The sequence below is a fragment of the Halomonas sp. GFAJ-1 genome (assembly GCA_002966495.1).
Lineage (GTDB): Bacteria > Pseudomonadota > Gammaproteobacteria > Pseudomonadales > Halomonadaceae > Vreelandella.
The window spans coordinates 1,431,093-1,446,435 of sequence record CP016490.1; the positions used below are offsets into that span (position 1 = coordinate 1,431,093).

12 protein-coding genes are annotated in these 15,343 nt (G+C 54.0%); 10 read left to right on the top strand and 2 right to left on the bottom strand.

Annotated features, from left to right (window positions below):
• The first annotated feature begins 2 nt into the window (after positions 1-2).
• The 3 genes from BB497_06530 (at position 3) to BB497_06540 (ending at position 4,451) form a co-directional block, all read left to right on the top strand.
• Positions 3-374 (top strand): diacylglycerol kinase, encoded by a 372-nt coding sequence (locus tag BB497_06530; protein ID AVI62384.1) that lies wholly within the window; start codon positions 3-5, stop codon positions 372-374.
• A gap of 50 nt (positions 375-424) precedes the next feature.
• Positions 425-3,424, top strand: a complete 3,000-nt coding sequence (locus BB497_06535) for a bifunctional glutamine synthetase adenylyltransferase/deadenyltransferase (protein AVI62385.1) — start codon at positions 425-427, stop codon at positions 3,422-3,424.
• Between the two features lie 133 nt (positions 3,425-3,557).
• Positions 3,558-4,451, top strand: a complete 894-nt coding sequence (locus BB497_06540; protein AVI62386.1) for a transporter — start codon at positions 3,558-3,560, stop codon at positions 4,449-4,451.
• A gap of 117 nt (positions 4,452-4,568) precedes the next feature.
• On the opposite strand, the gene BB497_06545 is transcribed toward BB497_06540, so the two are convergent.
• Entirely contained in the window at positions 4,569-4,925 is a 357-nt protein-coding gene (locus BB497_06545) for a hypothetical protein (protein ID AVI62387.1), read from the bottom strand.
• Between the two features lie 166 nt (positions 4,926-5,091).
• On the opposite strand from BB497_06545, the gene BB497_06550 reads away from it, so the two are divergent.
• The 6 genes from BB497_06550 (at position 5,092) to BB497_06575 (ending at position 12,042) form a co-directional block, all read left to right on the top strand.
• Positions 5,092-6,717: a glycine/betaine ABC transporter permease gene (locus tag BB497_06550; GenBank protein ID AVI62388.1), complete on the top strand. Its 1,626-nt coding sequence runs from the start codon at positions 5,092-5,094 to the stop codon at positions 6,715-6,717.
• 325 nt (positions 6,718-7,042) lie between these two features.
• On the top strand, positions 7,043-8,386 hold the full coding sequence (locus BB497_06555) for an ABC transporter permease (GenBank protein ID AVI62389.1): 1,344 nt from the start codon (positions 7,043-7,045) through the stop codon (positions 8,384-8,386).
• A 25-nt stretch (positions 8,387-8,411) separates the two neighbouring features.
• Complete coding sequence (locus BB497_06560; GenBank protein ID AVI62390.1) at positions 8,412-8,921, top strand: peptidase aspartic, CHP02281; 510 nt, start codon at positions 8,412-8,414, stop codon at positions 8,919-8,921.
• Positions 8,922-8,999: 78 nt separating this feature from the next.
• Positions 9,000-9,179 carry a hypothetical protein gene (locus BB497_06565; GenBank protein AVI62391.1) on the top strand — a complete coding sequence of 60 codons (180 nt, stop codon included), beginning with the start codon at positions 9,000-9,002 and terminating at the stop codon, positions 9,177-9,179.
• A 479-nt stretch (positions 9,180-9,658) separates the two neighbouring features.
• A complete protein-coding gene (locus tag BB497_06570; GenBank protein AVI62392.1) occupies positions 9,659-10,417 on the top strand; it encodes a DNA-binding response regulator in 759 nt (252 codons plus the stop codon).
• A 17-nt stretch (positions 10,418-10,434) separates the two neighbouring features.
• On the top strand, positions 10,435-12,042 hold the full coding sequence (locus BB497_06575) for a two-component sensor histidine kinase (protein ID AVI62393.1): 1,608 nt from the start codon (positions 10,435-10,437) through the stop codon (positions 12,040-12,042).
• Here BB497_06575 and BB497_06580 read toward each other — a convergent pair.
• Positions 12,005-12,943: an XRE family transcriptional regulator gene (locus BB497_06580; protein AVI62394.1), complete on the bottom strand. Its 939-nt coding sequence runs from the start codon at positions 12,941-12,943 to the stop codon at positions 12,005-12,007. The two genes, BB497_06575 and BB497_06580, sit on opposite strands and share 38 nt — an antisense overlap.
• Before the next feature lie 99 nt (positions 12,944-13,042).
• Here BB497_06580 and BB497_06585 point away from each other — a divergent pair, with 99 nt between their 5' ends.
• Positions 13,043-15,340 carry a 5-methyltetrahydropteroyltriglutamate--homocysteine S-methyltransferase gene (locus BB497_06585; GenBank protein AVI62395.1) on the top strand — a complete coding sequence of 766 codons (2,298 nt, stop codon included), beginning with the start codon at positions 13,043-13,045 and terminating at the stop codon, positions 15,338-15,340.
• Positions 15,341-15,343 lie beyond the last annotated feature (3 nt).

The window sequence follows — 15,343 nt, forward strand, 5'->3', positions numbered from 1 at the left end:
GCATGAAGCCAAGGCATACCGGGTTAACCCATTTAATGCATTCCACACGCTATTCGTGGAAAGGCCTTAAAGCCGCATTTAGAAACGAAACCGCCTTTCGTCAAGAGGTAGTGATTACTGCCGTATTACTACCTTTAGCGTGGTGGATCGCAGACACGTCAATCAGTTGGCTGCTGCTGGTAGGCAGCCTGTTTCTGGTACTGATAGTGGAGCTGCTTAATAGCGCCGTTGAAAACGTGGTCGACCGTATAGGGACCGAGCATCATGAACTTTCAGGGCGGGCGAAGGATATAGGCTCTGCAGCGGTGATGCTTTCGCTGATAATGGCGGGGCTAACATGGGGCGTGCTTGGCTGGCAGAAATTCTTTGGCTAAGGTTTTGATAGTTTAAATAATAATTTAAAACGCTTGTTAGCGAGGTAGTTATGCAATTGAACGATGCGTTTTTACCTAGAGAAGTGCTGCCGTCGCCGCTTAAGCCGATTGCACAAAAAGCGTGGCAACGGCTGAGTGAGTCCCTGAGTCAAGCAGATAATGTGGCGGAAATGACCAAGCAGCCGCTGCCCTCTAGCATCTGGGAGGCGCTTTCTGTGCCACGTCGGGAAGCCCTTGCCAAGGTACTTAGCGTATCGACATTTGCCTTAGACACCTTAACGCGCTTTCCTCACTGGCTGGTGGAGCTGGACGTTGCCGGTGAGCTTGATGCTGCACCGAGTAAAGATGCCCAGGCGCGCTGGTTGGAAGAAGCGCTGGAAAATGCTGACGATGAAGAGGCGATGCACGGCGTTATTCGCCGTTTTCGTCGTGCCCGAATGCTGGGTATTGTTTGGCGCGACCTTAATCGCCCCGCTGGCTATAGCATGTGGGATACCGCCCAATCAGTATCGTGGTTAGCGGAAGTCTGTATTGAAGCCGCGTTGGCGTGGCTAGAGCACTTCTACGCGCCACGTTGGGGGCTGCCAGCCCCACGGAATGACGGCGACCCCCAGCGGCTGGTGGTGCTGGGGATGGGTAAGTTAGGGGCCGGTGAGCTGAATTTATCCTCGGATATCGACCTGATTTTCGCATTCCCCGAAAAAGGCGAAACCGAAGGGGGGCGTAAGCCCCTAGCGCATCAGGAGTACTTCACCAAGCTTGGGCAGCGCTTGATCGCCGCGCTGGATGCCATGACTGCCGACGGTTTTGTCTTTCGAGTCGACATGCGTCTGCGCCCCTTAGGCGATGGCGGTCCCTTAGTGGGTAGTTTCTCCATGCTCTCCAGCTACTATCAAGACCAGGGCAGGGAGTGGGAGCGCTACGCCATGCTAAAAGCGCGCCCCGTTGCCGGCGATTTAGAAGCGGGCGATGAGCTTTTAGCAAGCCTTCGGCCGTTTGTTTACCGCCGCTACCTGGATTTTGGTGCGATTGAGTCGCTGCGCGAGCTAAAAGCGATGATTAATCGCGAAGTTAAGCGCAAAGGTATGCAGAGCAATATCAAGCTGGGGCCGGGCGGCATACGTGAGGTAGAGTTCGTGGTTCAGGCGTTCCAGCTTATTCGCGGCGGCCGGGATACCGAGCTTCAGGTGAGTTCGCTAAAAACAGCGCTGAACCGCCTTCCGGCATTAGGGCTATTACCTCAAGGCGTGGTCGACGAACTGCTGCCGGATTACGCCTTCCTGCGGGATGTGGAGCATGTTCTCCAGGCACTCGAAGACCGCCAAACCCAAATGCTGCCAACCGATGACGTTGACCGGGAGCGCGTGGCCTTCGCCATGGGGCATGAAGATTGGCCAGGGCTAGTGGCACAGCTAGATGAAGTGCGCCAGCGGGTGCGTCAGCACTTTGATGCGGTGATTGCTGACCCCGAGGAGGACGTTGAAGAGGGCAGCGACGAATCAAGCCTTAGCCTAGATCAATGGCGCTTAATCTGGCGTGGTGAGCTAGAGCATGAGGAAGCGCTTGCCCCCTTGGCTGAGGCTGGCTTCAAAGAGCCTGAAAAAGTGCTCAAGCGTCTGCATAGTCTCTACCACTCCCGCCAAGTGCAGAGCATGCAGCGTATTGGTTTTGAGCGTCTGGATGCCCTGATGCCGCTACTGCTGGATGCCGTGGCGGAGAGTGAAACGCCGGATACCGCGCTTGCCAGAGTGCAGCCGTTGATTGAGTCAGTGTTGCGCCGCACAGCATACCTAGCTCTGCTGCGCGAAAACCCCCATGCGCTTGAGCATTTAATGCGCCTGTGTTCGGCAAGCCCATGGATTGCCGAACAGCTGGCCCGCTACCCGATTCTGCTGGATGAGCTGCTCACCCCAGAAACGCTCTATACCCCCGCAGACAAAGAACGCCTTGCCGATGAACTGCGCCAAACCCTAAACCGGCTGCCGGAAGACGATGATGAGGCTCAGCTAGAAGCGCTGCGGGTATTCAAACACGCGCAAATGCTTCACGTTGCCGCTTCTGATGTGGCGGGAACCCGCCATCTCATGAAAGTAAGTGATTACTTAACCTATATCGCTGAAGTGATTTTAGATGCGGTACTGGCCATGGCATGGAAACACGTTACCCGTAAGCACGGGGTTCCTAAAGGGCTTAATGCTCAAGAACCCGCGTTTTTGATTATCGGCTACGGCAAGCTAGGAGGGATTGAGCTTGGCTACGGCTCTGATCTGGACCTGGTGTTTCTCCATGACAGCGATGGTAAGGGCAGTACTGATGGCCCTAGGCCGGTGGATACGCCGGTGTTTTTTGCTCGCTTGGGGCAGCGTATTATCCACCTATTAACGGCGGTCACTCCGGCTGGCAGCCTCTACGAAGTAGACATGCGCCTACGTCCTTCAGGCAACGCCGGGTTGCTGGTAACGTCGCTTGCCGCCTTCGCCGAGTATCAGCGCCAAAATGCCTGGACCTGGGAGCATCAGGCCCTGGTACGCGCCCGGGTAGTTGCCGGGAGCACAGCCTTAGCAGAAGCCTTTGATAAAGTGCGTGGCGATATCCTTTGCCGCGAGCGAGACCGTGAAAGCCTACGCGGTGATGTGGTCAGTATGCGCCATAAAATGCGCGACCATTTAGGCACGAAAGGGCCAGGGGCAAGAGGGCAGGCGACGGCAGATGCTGCGAGTGATGATGAGACAGCGCAGTTTGACTTGAAGCACGACGCTGGCGGCATGGTGGATATCGAGTTTCTCTGCCAGTACGCCGTGCTGGCGCTGGCGCATCAAACACCGTCGCTAATTACGTACAGCGATAATATACGAATTTTAGAAACCCTCTCGGCGAGTGGGCATATCTCTCAAGCAGAGGCTGATCAGCTACGTGAAGCCTATCTGGCTTACCGAAGCCGCACCCACCGCGTCGCGTTGACGGGAGAAAAAAACACCGTGAAAGCAGGCGAGTTTAAAGACCCGCGCGAATTTGTTATTGCACTTTGGCAGCGTTTTCTAGAGACATGATTGGCGGCCTAGCACTTTTTAAGTAGCATCAGCAGGGGAGTTAGCCTGATAACAAATTATTCCGAATAACGATAAGGAACACTGCGATGCTGGCACTGCGCGACGTGACTGTTCGCCCGGAAGTGACGCATTTATGACAGGGCATATTCTTGCAACGCTGCTGCCGGTGTTTCTTATTGCGGGTTGTGGTGCGGCTTATGGGCGCTTCCGCACGCCGGATATTAGAAGTCTCAATACCCTCAATATGGAGCTTTTTGTACCGCTTTTGGTCTTTGCGGTACTCGCCGACCGCCAGGCGCCGTTGGCAGATTATGCATGGCTTGCCACCGCCGCGGTGGCCGTTGTTTTAGGCTCTGGGCTGCTGCTGTGGCCCGTTGCTAAATGGCTGACGCTGGACTTAAAAGTATTCCTGCCGCCGATGATGTTTAACAACTCGGGCAATATGGGGGTGCCGCTGCTGGTGCTCGCTTTTGGGCCAGAAGCGCTTCCTGCGGCGGTTGTGGTGTTTATCGTCGAAATGCTTCTCCACTTCTCGGTAGGGCTTTATATGCTCGACCCGCGCACGTCGCTGTGGCGGCTGCTGCGCATGCCGATTGTCGCGGCTAGCGTAGCGGGTTTGGCGTTTAACGTGGGTGGGGTGCCGCTCCCCAGCTGGCTGCTGGAAGCGATGCACATGCTGGGAGGGGTGTGTATACCATTGATGCTGTTTGCGCTGGGCGTACGCTTACTAGAGATTGACTTTAGTGACTGGCGCACGGGGCTTCTGGGCGCGGTGCTTTGCCCGCTCTCCGGCGTCGTTATTGCGCTACCGCTCATGTGGTTGTTGCCCCTTAACCCGCTACAAACTGCGGTATTGCTGGTGTTTGCAGCGCTACCCCCAGCGGTGCTTAATTACTTGGTCGCCGAGCAGTACAAATTGCAGCCACAGAAAGTGGCGTCGTTGGTACTGATTGGTAACTTGGGTAGCTTGATCGTGATGCCATTGACGCTGGCTGCGGCGTTTGCCTGGATTTATGCGCCGCTTTAATAGCGACGCTTTAAAGCCAGGTATTAACACGCTGAGTATGAATATGGCGACAAAATAGATCGCGCGTGGTCAGAAGACGCGCTAATAAAAAGCGTGGTGTTCGCAACGAGTGAAACGTTAGCGACGATGAGTTTCGTCTTTAACTTCATAACTGCCTTCAAGCGCATCATATTGATTGGGCTGATGCCGCGAACTAGCATAACCACTACCGATATCCTGCGCTTGGTCAGCACGCATTTGCTCCATTCGCTTTTTCATCTTATGGCGAACAAAAGGCATCATTGCCCAGCCAATCAGCAAGAAGAACAAGCCGAGCAGCACGCCAACAATCATCAAGGCGCCAAACGCAAGCCAAGTGAGCAGTAGCTTTAAATTGCCCAGTAAGCCTGTAGGCTGCGTTTGAGTTGCCCTCGCACGCCATTGATTGGCAGCCTGCCAAGCAGCGTTACGTTGGTCACGATTCATCTGTGGCATGTAAGCCTCCATCGTTCATTTGCCTCATTGGAACATAGAGGCGCTATCAAGTTCACTGCTAGATGATCCACCCATCAGCACACATGCGATTGCGATGCTCAAATGTTAGGATTTACCTATACGTGCCAGACAGATGTGCATAATGCTTATCTAATAAGGAGGTTCTATGACAAGTCATGGAGGAAAGTCGGTGTTTGTCGCGTCAGCGATTATCATTTTCGGCTTAGTTGTAGTGGGGGCCGCTTTTCCTGTGGGCTTTGGTAATGCGGCGGAATCGGCATTAGCCACGGTGACTGAGCTGTTCGGTTGGTTTTATCTCTTCTCGGTATTTGGCTTTGTCATCTTTTTATTCGGATTAGCGCTGAGCAAATACGGCAAAGTGCGCCTTGGGCCCCAAGATAGCACCCCAAACTACACGTTTTTCTCCTGGATAAGCATGCTGCTGGCCGCGGGGTTTGGTGTGGGCTTAGTGTTTTACGGCATGGCAGAACCCATGAGCCACTATATCAACCCGCCCTATGGGGATATGCCTGCTGAAACCGAAGCCGCCGCGCGATATGCCATCCAGTACAGCTATTTTAACTGGGGCATTCATCAATGGGCTGCCTTCGCCGTGGTGGGTTTAATCATTGCCTATTTTCAGTTTCGTAAAGGGCAGGCGGGGCTTGTCTCCTCGGTGCTTTCATCGGTCACTGCAAAGCATCCCCGGGTTCGCCCTTACGCTTCCTGGTTGGATGTGTTTGCCGTCGTTGCCACGGTGATGGGGGTGGCGACCTCTCTTGGGTTAGGTGTTCTGCAAATGAACGGCGGCCTTAACGCGGTCTTCGGCCTACCAGAGAATGGCTTTTGGCAGTTTGTTATTCTCTTTGTGATGTTCTGTGCCTATATGCTTTCTACGTGGTCGGGGCTTGATAAAGGGATTAAGCGGCTGTCGAATTTAAATATGATCCTGTGTATTGGCTTAATGCTCTATGTGCTGGTAACGGGGCCGACCATTGCCATTCTTGAAACCATTACGCTTGGCATTGGTGATTACCTACAAAACTTCATCGGTATGAGTCTCCGTATTTCACCTTATAGCGATAATGAGTGGGCCAGTAGCTGGACAATTTTCTACTGGGCCTGGGTCATTGCATGGTCGCCGTTTGTTGGCACTTTCATTGCCCGTGTTTCCCGTGGTCGGACTATTAAAGAGTATGTATTTGGCGTATTACTGGTTCCACCGCTGCTGGCCTGCCTATGGATGGGCGTATTTGGCGGTGCCGCGCTGCACATGGAGCTAAGTGGCGACAACGTGGGGCTTGCCGCTGCCACCCAAGCGAATATCACTGTTGCCCTGTTTGAGATGTTCGAGCTAATGCCTTTCTCAAACGTGCTATCGGTCGTGGCGATGCTGCTGATCTTTATTTTCTTGGTAACCTCGGCGGATTCAGCGTCCTATATCGTGGCGCAAATGACGGATAACGGCTCGATCAATCCGCCGTTGTATAAACGAGTGATCTGGGGGGTATTAATTGCCGCTATCTGCTTCACGCTTATTGTGGCGGGCGGCTTATCAGGGCTGCAGTCGGCTGCAGTGCTTTCGGCACTACCGTTTACGTTTATTCTGTATATGATGATAGTAGTGCTAATACGTGAGCTGCGGGCCGACCGTAAAGCGATGCTGACCCAGCTCTATCGCCGCCATGGTGAAACGCCGGTTGGCGCAGACGCGTTTGAAGCCGAACAGTTGGGTGAAGAGGAGCGTTTACGGCGCTCGCCAAACGTCATCAATCGGCGCATCAATAGCTAGTCCTTAATAACCAGCCTCACTTGTGGGAGAGCGCACACATGGAACGAGCGTGCTAATGGCCCGGCAAGTACGTCACGGCGCAACGCGCCGGTCGTCTAAAAACGTGGCGTTTGACCGCTGGCTAGATCGGGTTGTCACCGTTGCTGTTGTGACTTCCATAGTGATCGGGTTAGCTGCCGTTGTTGCGCACTGGCTTTTGTGAAAACTGTCTGTTGTGAATACCGAACGTTGCAACGACTAACGCCCGGCCTAGCCGGGCGTTAGTCGTTGATTGTGCTCGAGCGGCAGTCCGTTGCCTGTCCCCCCCCTTTAGAGAGAGTCATCAATGCTGCCTGCTACTGCTGCACCGGTTGCTTCCTATGCATCGCGCCGCGAAATTTTTGGCTGGGCGATGTTCGATTTTGCCAATCAGGCCTATACCTTACTTATTATTACCGTTGTTTTTGGCGAGCTATTTACCACGGTGATTGTAGGCGACCGGGGAGACGGTTTTCGGCTTGCCAACTTTCTATGGAGTTTAGGGCTGGCCATCAGCTATTTGATGGTAGTAATAACAGCCCCATTGTGCGGTGCGGTGATGGACTACCGTGCTGAAAAAAAACGCTTTTTGCTCATTAGTTATCTTGCCACGGTGATGACGACTGCGATGCTCTATTTTGTGGAGCCAGGCTTTGTTGTGGCGGGGCTACTGCTAATTGTGCTCTCTAACTACGCGTACTCCATGGGAGAGTCCTTTATTGCAGCTTTTTTACCAGAGCTTGGGCCGCCGAATGCGCTGGGTAAGATTTCTGGTTTTGGTTGGGCATTAGGCTACATAGGTGGCCTCTTTGCTGCAGGGTTCACGCTGGCAGTGCTTGGCGAAGCCACGCTAGAGAATTTTGAACGGATACGCTGGGTAGGGCCTTTTGCTGCCGGTTTTTTCTTATTAGCTGCCATTCCGACGTTTTTATGGCTTAAAGAGCGGGGAACGCCGCAGCCTCGCGGCGTTGCCTATGGCCGCATCGCTAAACAGCGCGTACTATCGACGCTTCATGAACTCCGCTATTTCAAAGACTTAAGCATTTTCTTGGTGTCGCTGCTGTTTTCGATGGCAGGGGTCTACATCATTATTGCCTTTGCCTTTATCTATGGCGCCCAGGTCATTGGTTGGGATGAAAGCGTCCGCAATATCATGTTTATTATTGTACAAATTACCGCTGCTGCGGGGGCGCTCGGGTTTGGGTTTCTTCAGGACAGGCTGGGTGCCAAGCGCACGTATCAAATGACGCTGGCACTATGGGTAACGGCGATTGTGGCTATTTGGGCCACCCCAGAGTTAACTGTTTGGGCAAACAGTCGCTTTGGCTGGCAGTGGCAGGCGCAGCACGTGTTTTTAGTGGTGGGCTGTTTAGCGGGCCTAAGTTTAGGGTCTAGCCAGTCCGCTAGCCGGGCGCTTGTCGGGTTGTTTTCGCCACTGGCGAAATCAGCCGAATTTTTTGGTTTCTGGGGGTTGGCGAACAAGCTGGCGGGTGTGCTGGGGATTGTCATGCTCGGTGTGTTGCAAACGCTCATTGGTCTGCAAGCGTCTATTCTATTGTGTGTGGGACTATTTATTATCGCCATGCTGATTTGTGCAAGCGTTAATGAACGGCGAGGGCGCGAAGCCGCGCTCGCATGGAAAAGCGCATAGAAAAGCGTAAAGCCTAAGGAGGCGCATGACTTCATACACAGCGCAGCGCGGTGGTATCGTCATGATGCTGCTTTTCTGGGTGCTGCTTATCGGAGCAGGCACTTGGTTGGTTGACGGTGGCTTTGACAACATCATGACACCCAACGCCTATGTTATGAATGCCACGCCTGACGGTGGCCCTGTCACCCTAAAACGCACGCGCTCGGGGCATTTTGAGGCGCCAGGTGAGATTAACGGCAAACCGGTGACGTTTTTGCTGGATACCGGCGCTACCTACGTTGCAGTACCTCGGGATTTAGCCGCTAGCTTAGGCTTAGAACCAGGCCGCAGTGCCTGGTTTAATACGGCGAATGGGCGTGTCGAAGGCAGCTTGACCATGTTAGATGAAGTGGCTTTAGGCGGTATACGCGCAAACAATGTTCAGGGGTCGATTAGCCCAGGTATGGAGCGCGATACGGTGCTGCTTGGGATGAGTTTTTTAAACTTGCTGGCGATTGAAATGCGTGACGGTGAAATGGTGCTGAGCCTACCGTGACGTTGGATCAAACTTGTCAGCGGCGATATGTTGTGATTAGCTGGAAACTCATGGATGCCAACACGCTAAGGAGTTGCTATGGGTATTGAAGTAGGTGGTTTATTAGGTCTTGTTTGGCTCATTATTGTGATTTGGGCCGTGGTTAAGGTTGCTAAAAGCTCTGCTGGCGGTATAGCGAAGCTGTTATGGATCTTAGTATTGCTGTTTTTCCCACTGGTTGGTTTGATTGCCTGGTTCTTGCTTGGGCCCAAAGGGTAGCGAGTTGGACGCTGCTCTGTTTAGGCAAACACCACTAAAAAAGGCAGGCTCTAATGAGCCTGCCTTTTTTAGTGGTGTTTTTTCGTTACCTAAACATGGAGTTACGATAGGGTTGCTTAGTGAGTTAGTCAGGTAAGTTATTGCTGCTGGGAGGCGCTTTGTAATGCCCAGGGATCTTTAATTTTTCTCCATTGGGCAAGTCGCGCACTTGGGTGGGTACATAAATGCGCTTGATGACACTTTTAGTTTTGCCACTGTCCATCGCTCTCTCCTCCCGTCAGATTGTCGACAGTTAGTCTTAACTCACATTAGCGCTTGACGATGGAATAATCAAGGTGCTCCTGAACGGTTCAACAAGATAAGCAGGAAGAGGCAGGCGTTGGCGTGGTTTTGAGGTATCCTGAACACTACCACAACCTACTTTTAGCAAAAGAAAGTGGGTGTTTACACATACGACCTAAGCGGAGTGAAGAAAAAGGATGACAGATCACTTGGAGCAGCAATTTCAAGCACTTGGGTCACAAGAGCCAGCGGTGCCTGACTATCCTGATCAGGATCACGTGCTGATTATTGAAGATGACCAGCGCTTGGCGGAACTCACTCGTGATTACTTAGAGGCCAACGGCTTTCAAGTCACGCTAGAGTCCGACGGCGCGAAGGGTGTTGATCGCATTTTAACCCTGCAGCCTGATCTCGTCATTCTCGACTTAATGCTGCCAGGGGAAGATGGGTTAGCTATTTGTCGGCGTGTGCGGCCTAATTTTGCCGGCCCTATCATGATGTTGACCGCCCGCACCGATGATTTAGACCAGGTGCTGGGGCTAGAAATGGGGGCGGATGACTATGTGCCCAAGCCGGTTCAGCCGCGGGTACTGCTGGCCCGTATGCGTGCCCTACTGCGGCGTGCTGATGGCCCCTCCGCCGATGGCGAAATGCGCCTTAAGTTTGAGAATTTGGAGATAGATAACGCGACCCGAGAGGCGTGGTTATCTGGCGAGCGTATTGACCTAACCAGCGCAGAATTTGATCTCTTGTGGTTATTAGCCCGCAATGCTGGCCGGGTACTGACCCGAGAAGAGATCTTTAGCGATTTGCGTGGTATCAAATACGATGGGCAAGATCGTTCAATTGATGTGCGTGTCTCGCGTATTCGGCCCAAAATTGGCGACGATCCCAACCAGCCTCACCGCATTAAAACAGTGCGTAGCAAAGGCTATCTTTTTGTTAAAGACAGTTAATTAGAGAGGTTCGCCTTATGCGGCGAGTGCTCAGCCACGGCTCTTTTTTAAGGTTCTATTTACTGCTGGGGCTAGCGTTGTGTGTGGTATTCCTGATTGCTTTGGGTGGGCGCTCGTTTATTGAGCAGGTTCGCCGTGAGGATTACCGGGAGCAGCTCGCCGCACTGCCTATGTCACTAATGACCCAGCAGCTTGCTGATTTACCCGTGGCGCAGCGTGAAGAGCGCCTTGGCCGATTCTCTGAAACACTGGGAATGCAGCTATCGCTACGCTCGCTGGAAGACGCTGAGCTTGGCTATTTTGAGCGAACTCGCATAGAGCGGGGCAATGTGGTGGTAGCGGAATCGCCATGGCGGCTTCGCCAGCGGCTACCCTCAGGCAACGACGAGGGTAGCTGGATGCTGGAAGCCACCCTGGTGGCGTGGAGCGAGCGGCAGTGGCAGGGCAGTCTTGTGCTGTTGGGCGAGTGGCTTGCTGACACGCCCGCCAATGAGCGGGCAACCGCTATGGCATCGTTACGAGCAGGCAGTTGGCCACTCACGTTACTCTCCACGCTGCCTGACGACCTAACGCTCGAACAGCAGTTTCAACTAACGCTGGGCGGGGTTCTTACGCGGCTTGCGACCGATAAACTGGCAATCACCTTACTCTATCAGCTACCTAACGAAAGCCAGTGGGTGCAGGCTGGCCCCATCTCCCGTGGCGATACGTTGCCAGTGAACCTGCACTTGCCGCTATTAGTCGGCTTAATGATTGTACTTAGCCTCATTGTCTACTTAATTATGCGCAGTATTGAAGCCCGGATGGCACGCCTGGAACTTGCGGCCACGCGGATTGCCAGCGGGCGTTTAGAAACCCGCGTTAAAGTAGAGAGTGGTGACTTTTTAGGTCGTGTCGGCATGGCGTTTAACGGCATGGCAAATCAAGTACAAACCTTACTGCGTGGGCAACAGGAGATGATCCGCGCCGTTTCCCATGAACTGCGCACGCCCGTGGCGCGTATTCGCTTTGCGGTACAAATGGTTGAAGATATGACCGATCAGCCCGCTATTCGGCGCCAACTCCAGGGAATTGACGCCGATATCGCAGAGCTTGATGAGCTTGTCGATGAAATCCTCACCTATGCCCGTTTAGGCGGCGAAACCATTAATGGCGCTGAGTTAGAGATGGCGCTGGTCGAGTGCCGAGCAATGGCTGAGCGCGTCATTGATACGCTGTCGCCGCTGCATAAAGGGTTGAGCTTAACCCTTGATCCTGGCGATGATATTGAGCTGTACGCTGAACCCCGCTACCTGCAGCGGGCACTGCAAAACCTGGTAGGTAACGCGTGCCGCTATGGCAAATCCCAGGTAGTGATTCGCCTGTGTGGTGAGCCTAACCTCGTGCGTATTGATGTTGAAGATGACGGCCCCGGTATCCCCCTTGAAGCACGTGGCGATATTTTCAAACCTTTTGCACGGTTAGATGATAGCCGCGCCCGCAGCTCCGGTGGCTATGGGCTGGGGCTCTCCATCGTCCAGAAAATCATGGCGGGTCACCGGGGGAGTGTCACCATCGATACCAGCCCTACCCTGGGGGGCGCACGCTTTACGCTGCTGATTCCTCGTCGCGATTTGCCGGCTTAATACCGGTTAGCACAGCAAAGGAGGTTTCCCGGGCGGTGCGTAAAAAGTCCTGCATCCATGGCGTGTCTAGGTTGTCTTTACGAATCGCGGCGTATAGCGTGCTCCAAATACCGTTTTCACCTAATTTAACGGCGCACACGTAATCGCGCTCTAAATACTCGGTGAGCGCCCAGTTCGGCAGCGCGCAGACGCCGCGCCCACTGGCCACTAGCTGCATCATCATGATGGTTAGCTCGGCGGTGCGAATCTCTTTCGGCCGTACATTGGCGGGGGATAAGAACTGGCTAAAGACATCCAGCCTGGCGTGTTCTACCGGATAGGTGATCAGCGTCTCTTCGGCAAGCGCTTGGGGTTCGATAAACGCCTGTCCCGCAAAATCATGCTGTCGTGCAACGGCCAGCAGCCCCTCGTAACGAAAGAGTGGCGCATAGTGAATGCCCTCTAGCGGCTGGGGGTCAGCGGTAATCACCAAGTCCAACTGCTCGCGGGCAAGTGCGGGCAACGGGTCGAAGTGGTGGCCGCTGGGAATATCAATCTCCACTTCTGGCCAGTGATCGCGAAAATAATCCACCGTAGGCATCAGCCACTGAAAACAGCTATGGCACTCAATGGCCATATGCAGCCGCCCCTGTTCCGTGCCTGCTAAGCGGGCTAGGTCCCGCTCAGCTTTACGCACCGCAGGCAGAATCTCATCAGCCAACGCCAGAAGACGCAGCCCTGCCCGGGTAAATTCAACGGGGCGGGTTTTACGCGCGAATAGAGGGCTGTCTACTCGGCTTTCCAAGTCTTTAAGTTGGTGCGATAAGGCCGACTGGGTGAGGTGTACGCGCTCAGCAGCCTCTACCAGGGAGCCGGTTTCTCGCAGAGCAAGCAGCGTTCGCAGATGGCGTAATTCAATCATTGTGATTTTATTTCATTTTGGGTATTAAAAACTTTAGTTTGATTCACCTTTTGTAGGTGGTCAGACTGTGAGAAGTCATTCACGTTGGAAGGATTCATCATGACAGTTTCTCATATTCTCGGCTATCCCCGCATTGGCGCTCAGCGCGAACTCAAGAAAGTAACCGAAGCCTACTGGAGAGGTGAGGTAACCCGTGAAGAGTTAGAGGCAACAGGACAGGCGCTGCGTCTGCACCATTGGCAAACGCAGCAAAACGCTGGCTTGGATTTTGTTAGCGTTGGCGATTTTGCATTCTATGATCAGGTGCTTAATGTTTCAGTGATGCTGGGCGCCGTGCCAGGGCGCTTTGGCGCTCAAAAAGAGGTCTCTGCGGGAGACGTAACGCTAGACACGGCCTTTCGCATGGCGCGTGGCCGTGCGCCTAGCGGCAAACCTGCGGCCGCCTGCGAAATGACCAAATATTTCGATACCAATTACCACTACCTGGTGCCGGAACTGCATGAAAGACAGACGTTTACGCTGGCTTCTCAGCGCTTGTTTGACGAAGTGGAGGAAGCCCTGCAGGCAGGCTTTACGCCCAAAGTAACCCTGACCGGCCCGCTGACCTGGCTGTGGTTGGGCAAAACCAAGGGCAGCGACTTCGACCGCTTAACGCTGTTGGATAGCGTGCTGGAGGTGTATAGCGATATTTTGTCTCGCCTGGCGACCCAGGGCATTGAGTGGGTGCAGTTGGATGAGCCTGCGCTGGTGCAGGATTTGCCCCAAGCGTGGCAACAGGCGTTTGAGCGCGCTTATCATCGCTTGCAGTCGGCACCGGTTAAGGTACTGGTCGCCACGTATTTTGGCGCGCTGGGCGACAACCTCTCATTAACTACCCGCTTACCCGTGGCAGGACTGCATATTGATGCGGTTCGTGCGCCCCAGCAGATTGACAACGTGATTGATCGGTTAAACCCGCACCAAGTGCTTTCTATTGGCTTCGTGGATGGGCGCAACATTTGGCGCGCGGATTTAGCTGCACTGCGTGAACGCTTACTGCCCCTAAAAGTACGCCTTGGACAACGGTTATGGTTAGCGCCAAGCTGCTCACTGCTACACGTACCGGTAGACCTGACTCAGGAAGCTGAGCTAGATAGCGATTTAGTGAGCTGGCTGGCCTTCGCGCGCCAAAAGATTGATGAAGTCGTTACGTTGGCACGTCTCGTCGATAATTGTGCCACTGCCTTAGACGAGCAGCGGGTGAGCGAAGCAACACGGGCCTTAGATACTCGCCGAGAGTCCGCGCGCATTCACCAGCCGTCGGTAAGCCAGCGTCTAGCGGCGATTACCAAGCAGGATAGTCAGCGTTGTTCTCCGTACGCGCAGCGCGCTGTGGCTCAGCGGCGGTCGCTGGCACTGCCGCTGTTTCCCACCACCACGATAGGCTCTTTTCCACAAACGAATGATATTCGCGCGGCACGACGGGCATTTAAAGCAGGTGAACTTAGTCAAGCTGACTACGAAGCGCGTATGCGTAAAGAGATCGCCTACGCCGTTGAGCGACAGGAAGCGTTAGGGCTAGATGTGCCGGTGCACGGCGAAGCCGAGCGTAACGACATGGTGGAGTACTTCGGCGAGCAGCTAGAGGGCTTTGCCTTTACCCGCCTTGGTTGGGTGCAAAGTTACGGTACCCGCTGTGTTAAGCCGCCGATTATTTTTGGTGACGTCACGCGTCCGACGCCGATGACCGTCCGCTGGAGCGAGTTCGCCCAAACTCTGACCCAAAAACCGATGAAAGGGATGCTTACCGGGCCGGTCACCATCTTACAGTGGTCGTTTGTTCGCGATGACCAGCCCCGGGCCACTACCTGTCGACAGATCGCCTTGGCGCTGCGCGATGAGGTGGTGGACCTGGAAAAAGCCGGTATTCAGGTGATCCAGATTGACGAGCCAGCGCTACGCGAAGGGCTGCCGCTGCGTCAGCAAGAGTGGCAAGGCTACCTGGATTGGGCCGTGGAAAGTTTTCAGCTAAGCGCTGCAGGCGTGGCTGATAGCACACAGATTCATACCCACATGTGCTATTCGGAGTTTAACGACATTATCGGCGCCATTGCGGCACTCGACGCCGATGTGATCACCATCGAAACCTCCCGCTCAGATATGCAGCTACTGGATGCGTTTCAGGACTTCGCCTACCCGAATGAAATTGGGCCAGGAGTGTATGACATTCATACTCCGAATATCCCCGAAGTGAGCTGGATGGTTGATTTGATGGAGAAAGCCTTGGAAAAGATCCCCGCCGAACGGCTGTGGGTGAATCCCGACTGCGGTTTGAAAACCCGTGGGTGGGCAGAAGTAGAGTCGGCTTTGGCTAACATGGTGGAGGCCGCCAAGATATTAAGACAGCGCTACGCTTAAAGA

Excerpts from the sequence above, each read along its gene's own strand:
- BB497_06530 (AVI62384.1), top strand. The coding sequence starts at position 3 with ATGAAGCCAAGGCATACCGGGTTAACCCATTTAATGCATTCCACACGC.
- BB497_06535 (AVI62385.1), top strand. The coding sequence starts at position 425 with ATGCAATTGAACGATGCGTTTTTACCTAGAGAAGTGCTGCCGTCGCCG.
- BB497_06540 (AVI62386.1), top strand. The coding sequence starts at position 3,558 with ATGACAGGGCATATTCTTGCAACGCTGCTGCCGGTGTTTCTTATTGCG.
- BB497_06545 (AVI62387.1), bottom strand. The coding sequence starts at position 4,925 with ATGCCACAGATGAATCGTGACCAACGTAACGCTGCTTGGCAGGCTGCC.
- BB497_06550 (AVI62388.1), top strand. The coding sequence starts at position 5,092 with ATGACAAGTCATGGAGGAAAGTCGGTGTTTGTCGCGTCAGCGATTATC.
- BB497_06555 (AVI62389.1), top strand. The coding sequence starts at position 7,043 with ATGCTGCCTGCTACTGCTGCACCGGTTGCTTCCTATGCATCGCGCCGC.
- BB497_06560 (AVI62390.1), top strand. The coding sequence starts at position 8,412 with ATGACTTCATACACAGCGCAGCGCGGTGGTATCGTCATGATGCTGCTT.
- BB497_06565 (AVI62391.1), top strand. The coding sequence starts at position 9,000 with ATGGGTATTGAAGTAGGTGGTTTATTAGGTCTTGTTTGGCTCATTATT.
- BB497_06570 (AVI62392.1), top strand. The coding sequence starts at position 9,659 with ATGACAGATCACTTGGAGCAGCAATTTCAAGCACTTGGGTCACAAGAG.
- BB497_06575 (AVI62393.1), top strand. The coding sequence starts at position 10,435 with ATGCGGCGAGTGCTCAGCCACGGCTCTTTTTTAAGGTTCTATTTACTG.
- BB497_06580 (AVI62394.1), bottom strand. The coding sequence starts at position 12,943 with ATGATTGAATTACGCCATCTGCGAACGCTGCTTGCTCTGCGAGAAACC.
- BB497_06585 (AVI62395.1), top strand. The coding sequence starts at position 13,043 with ATGACAGTTTCTCATATTCTCGGCTATCCCCGCATTGGCGCTCAGCGC.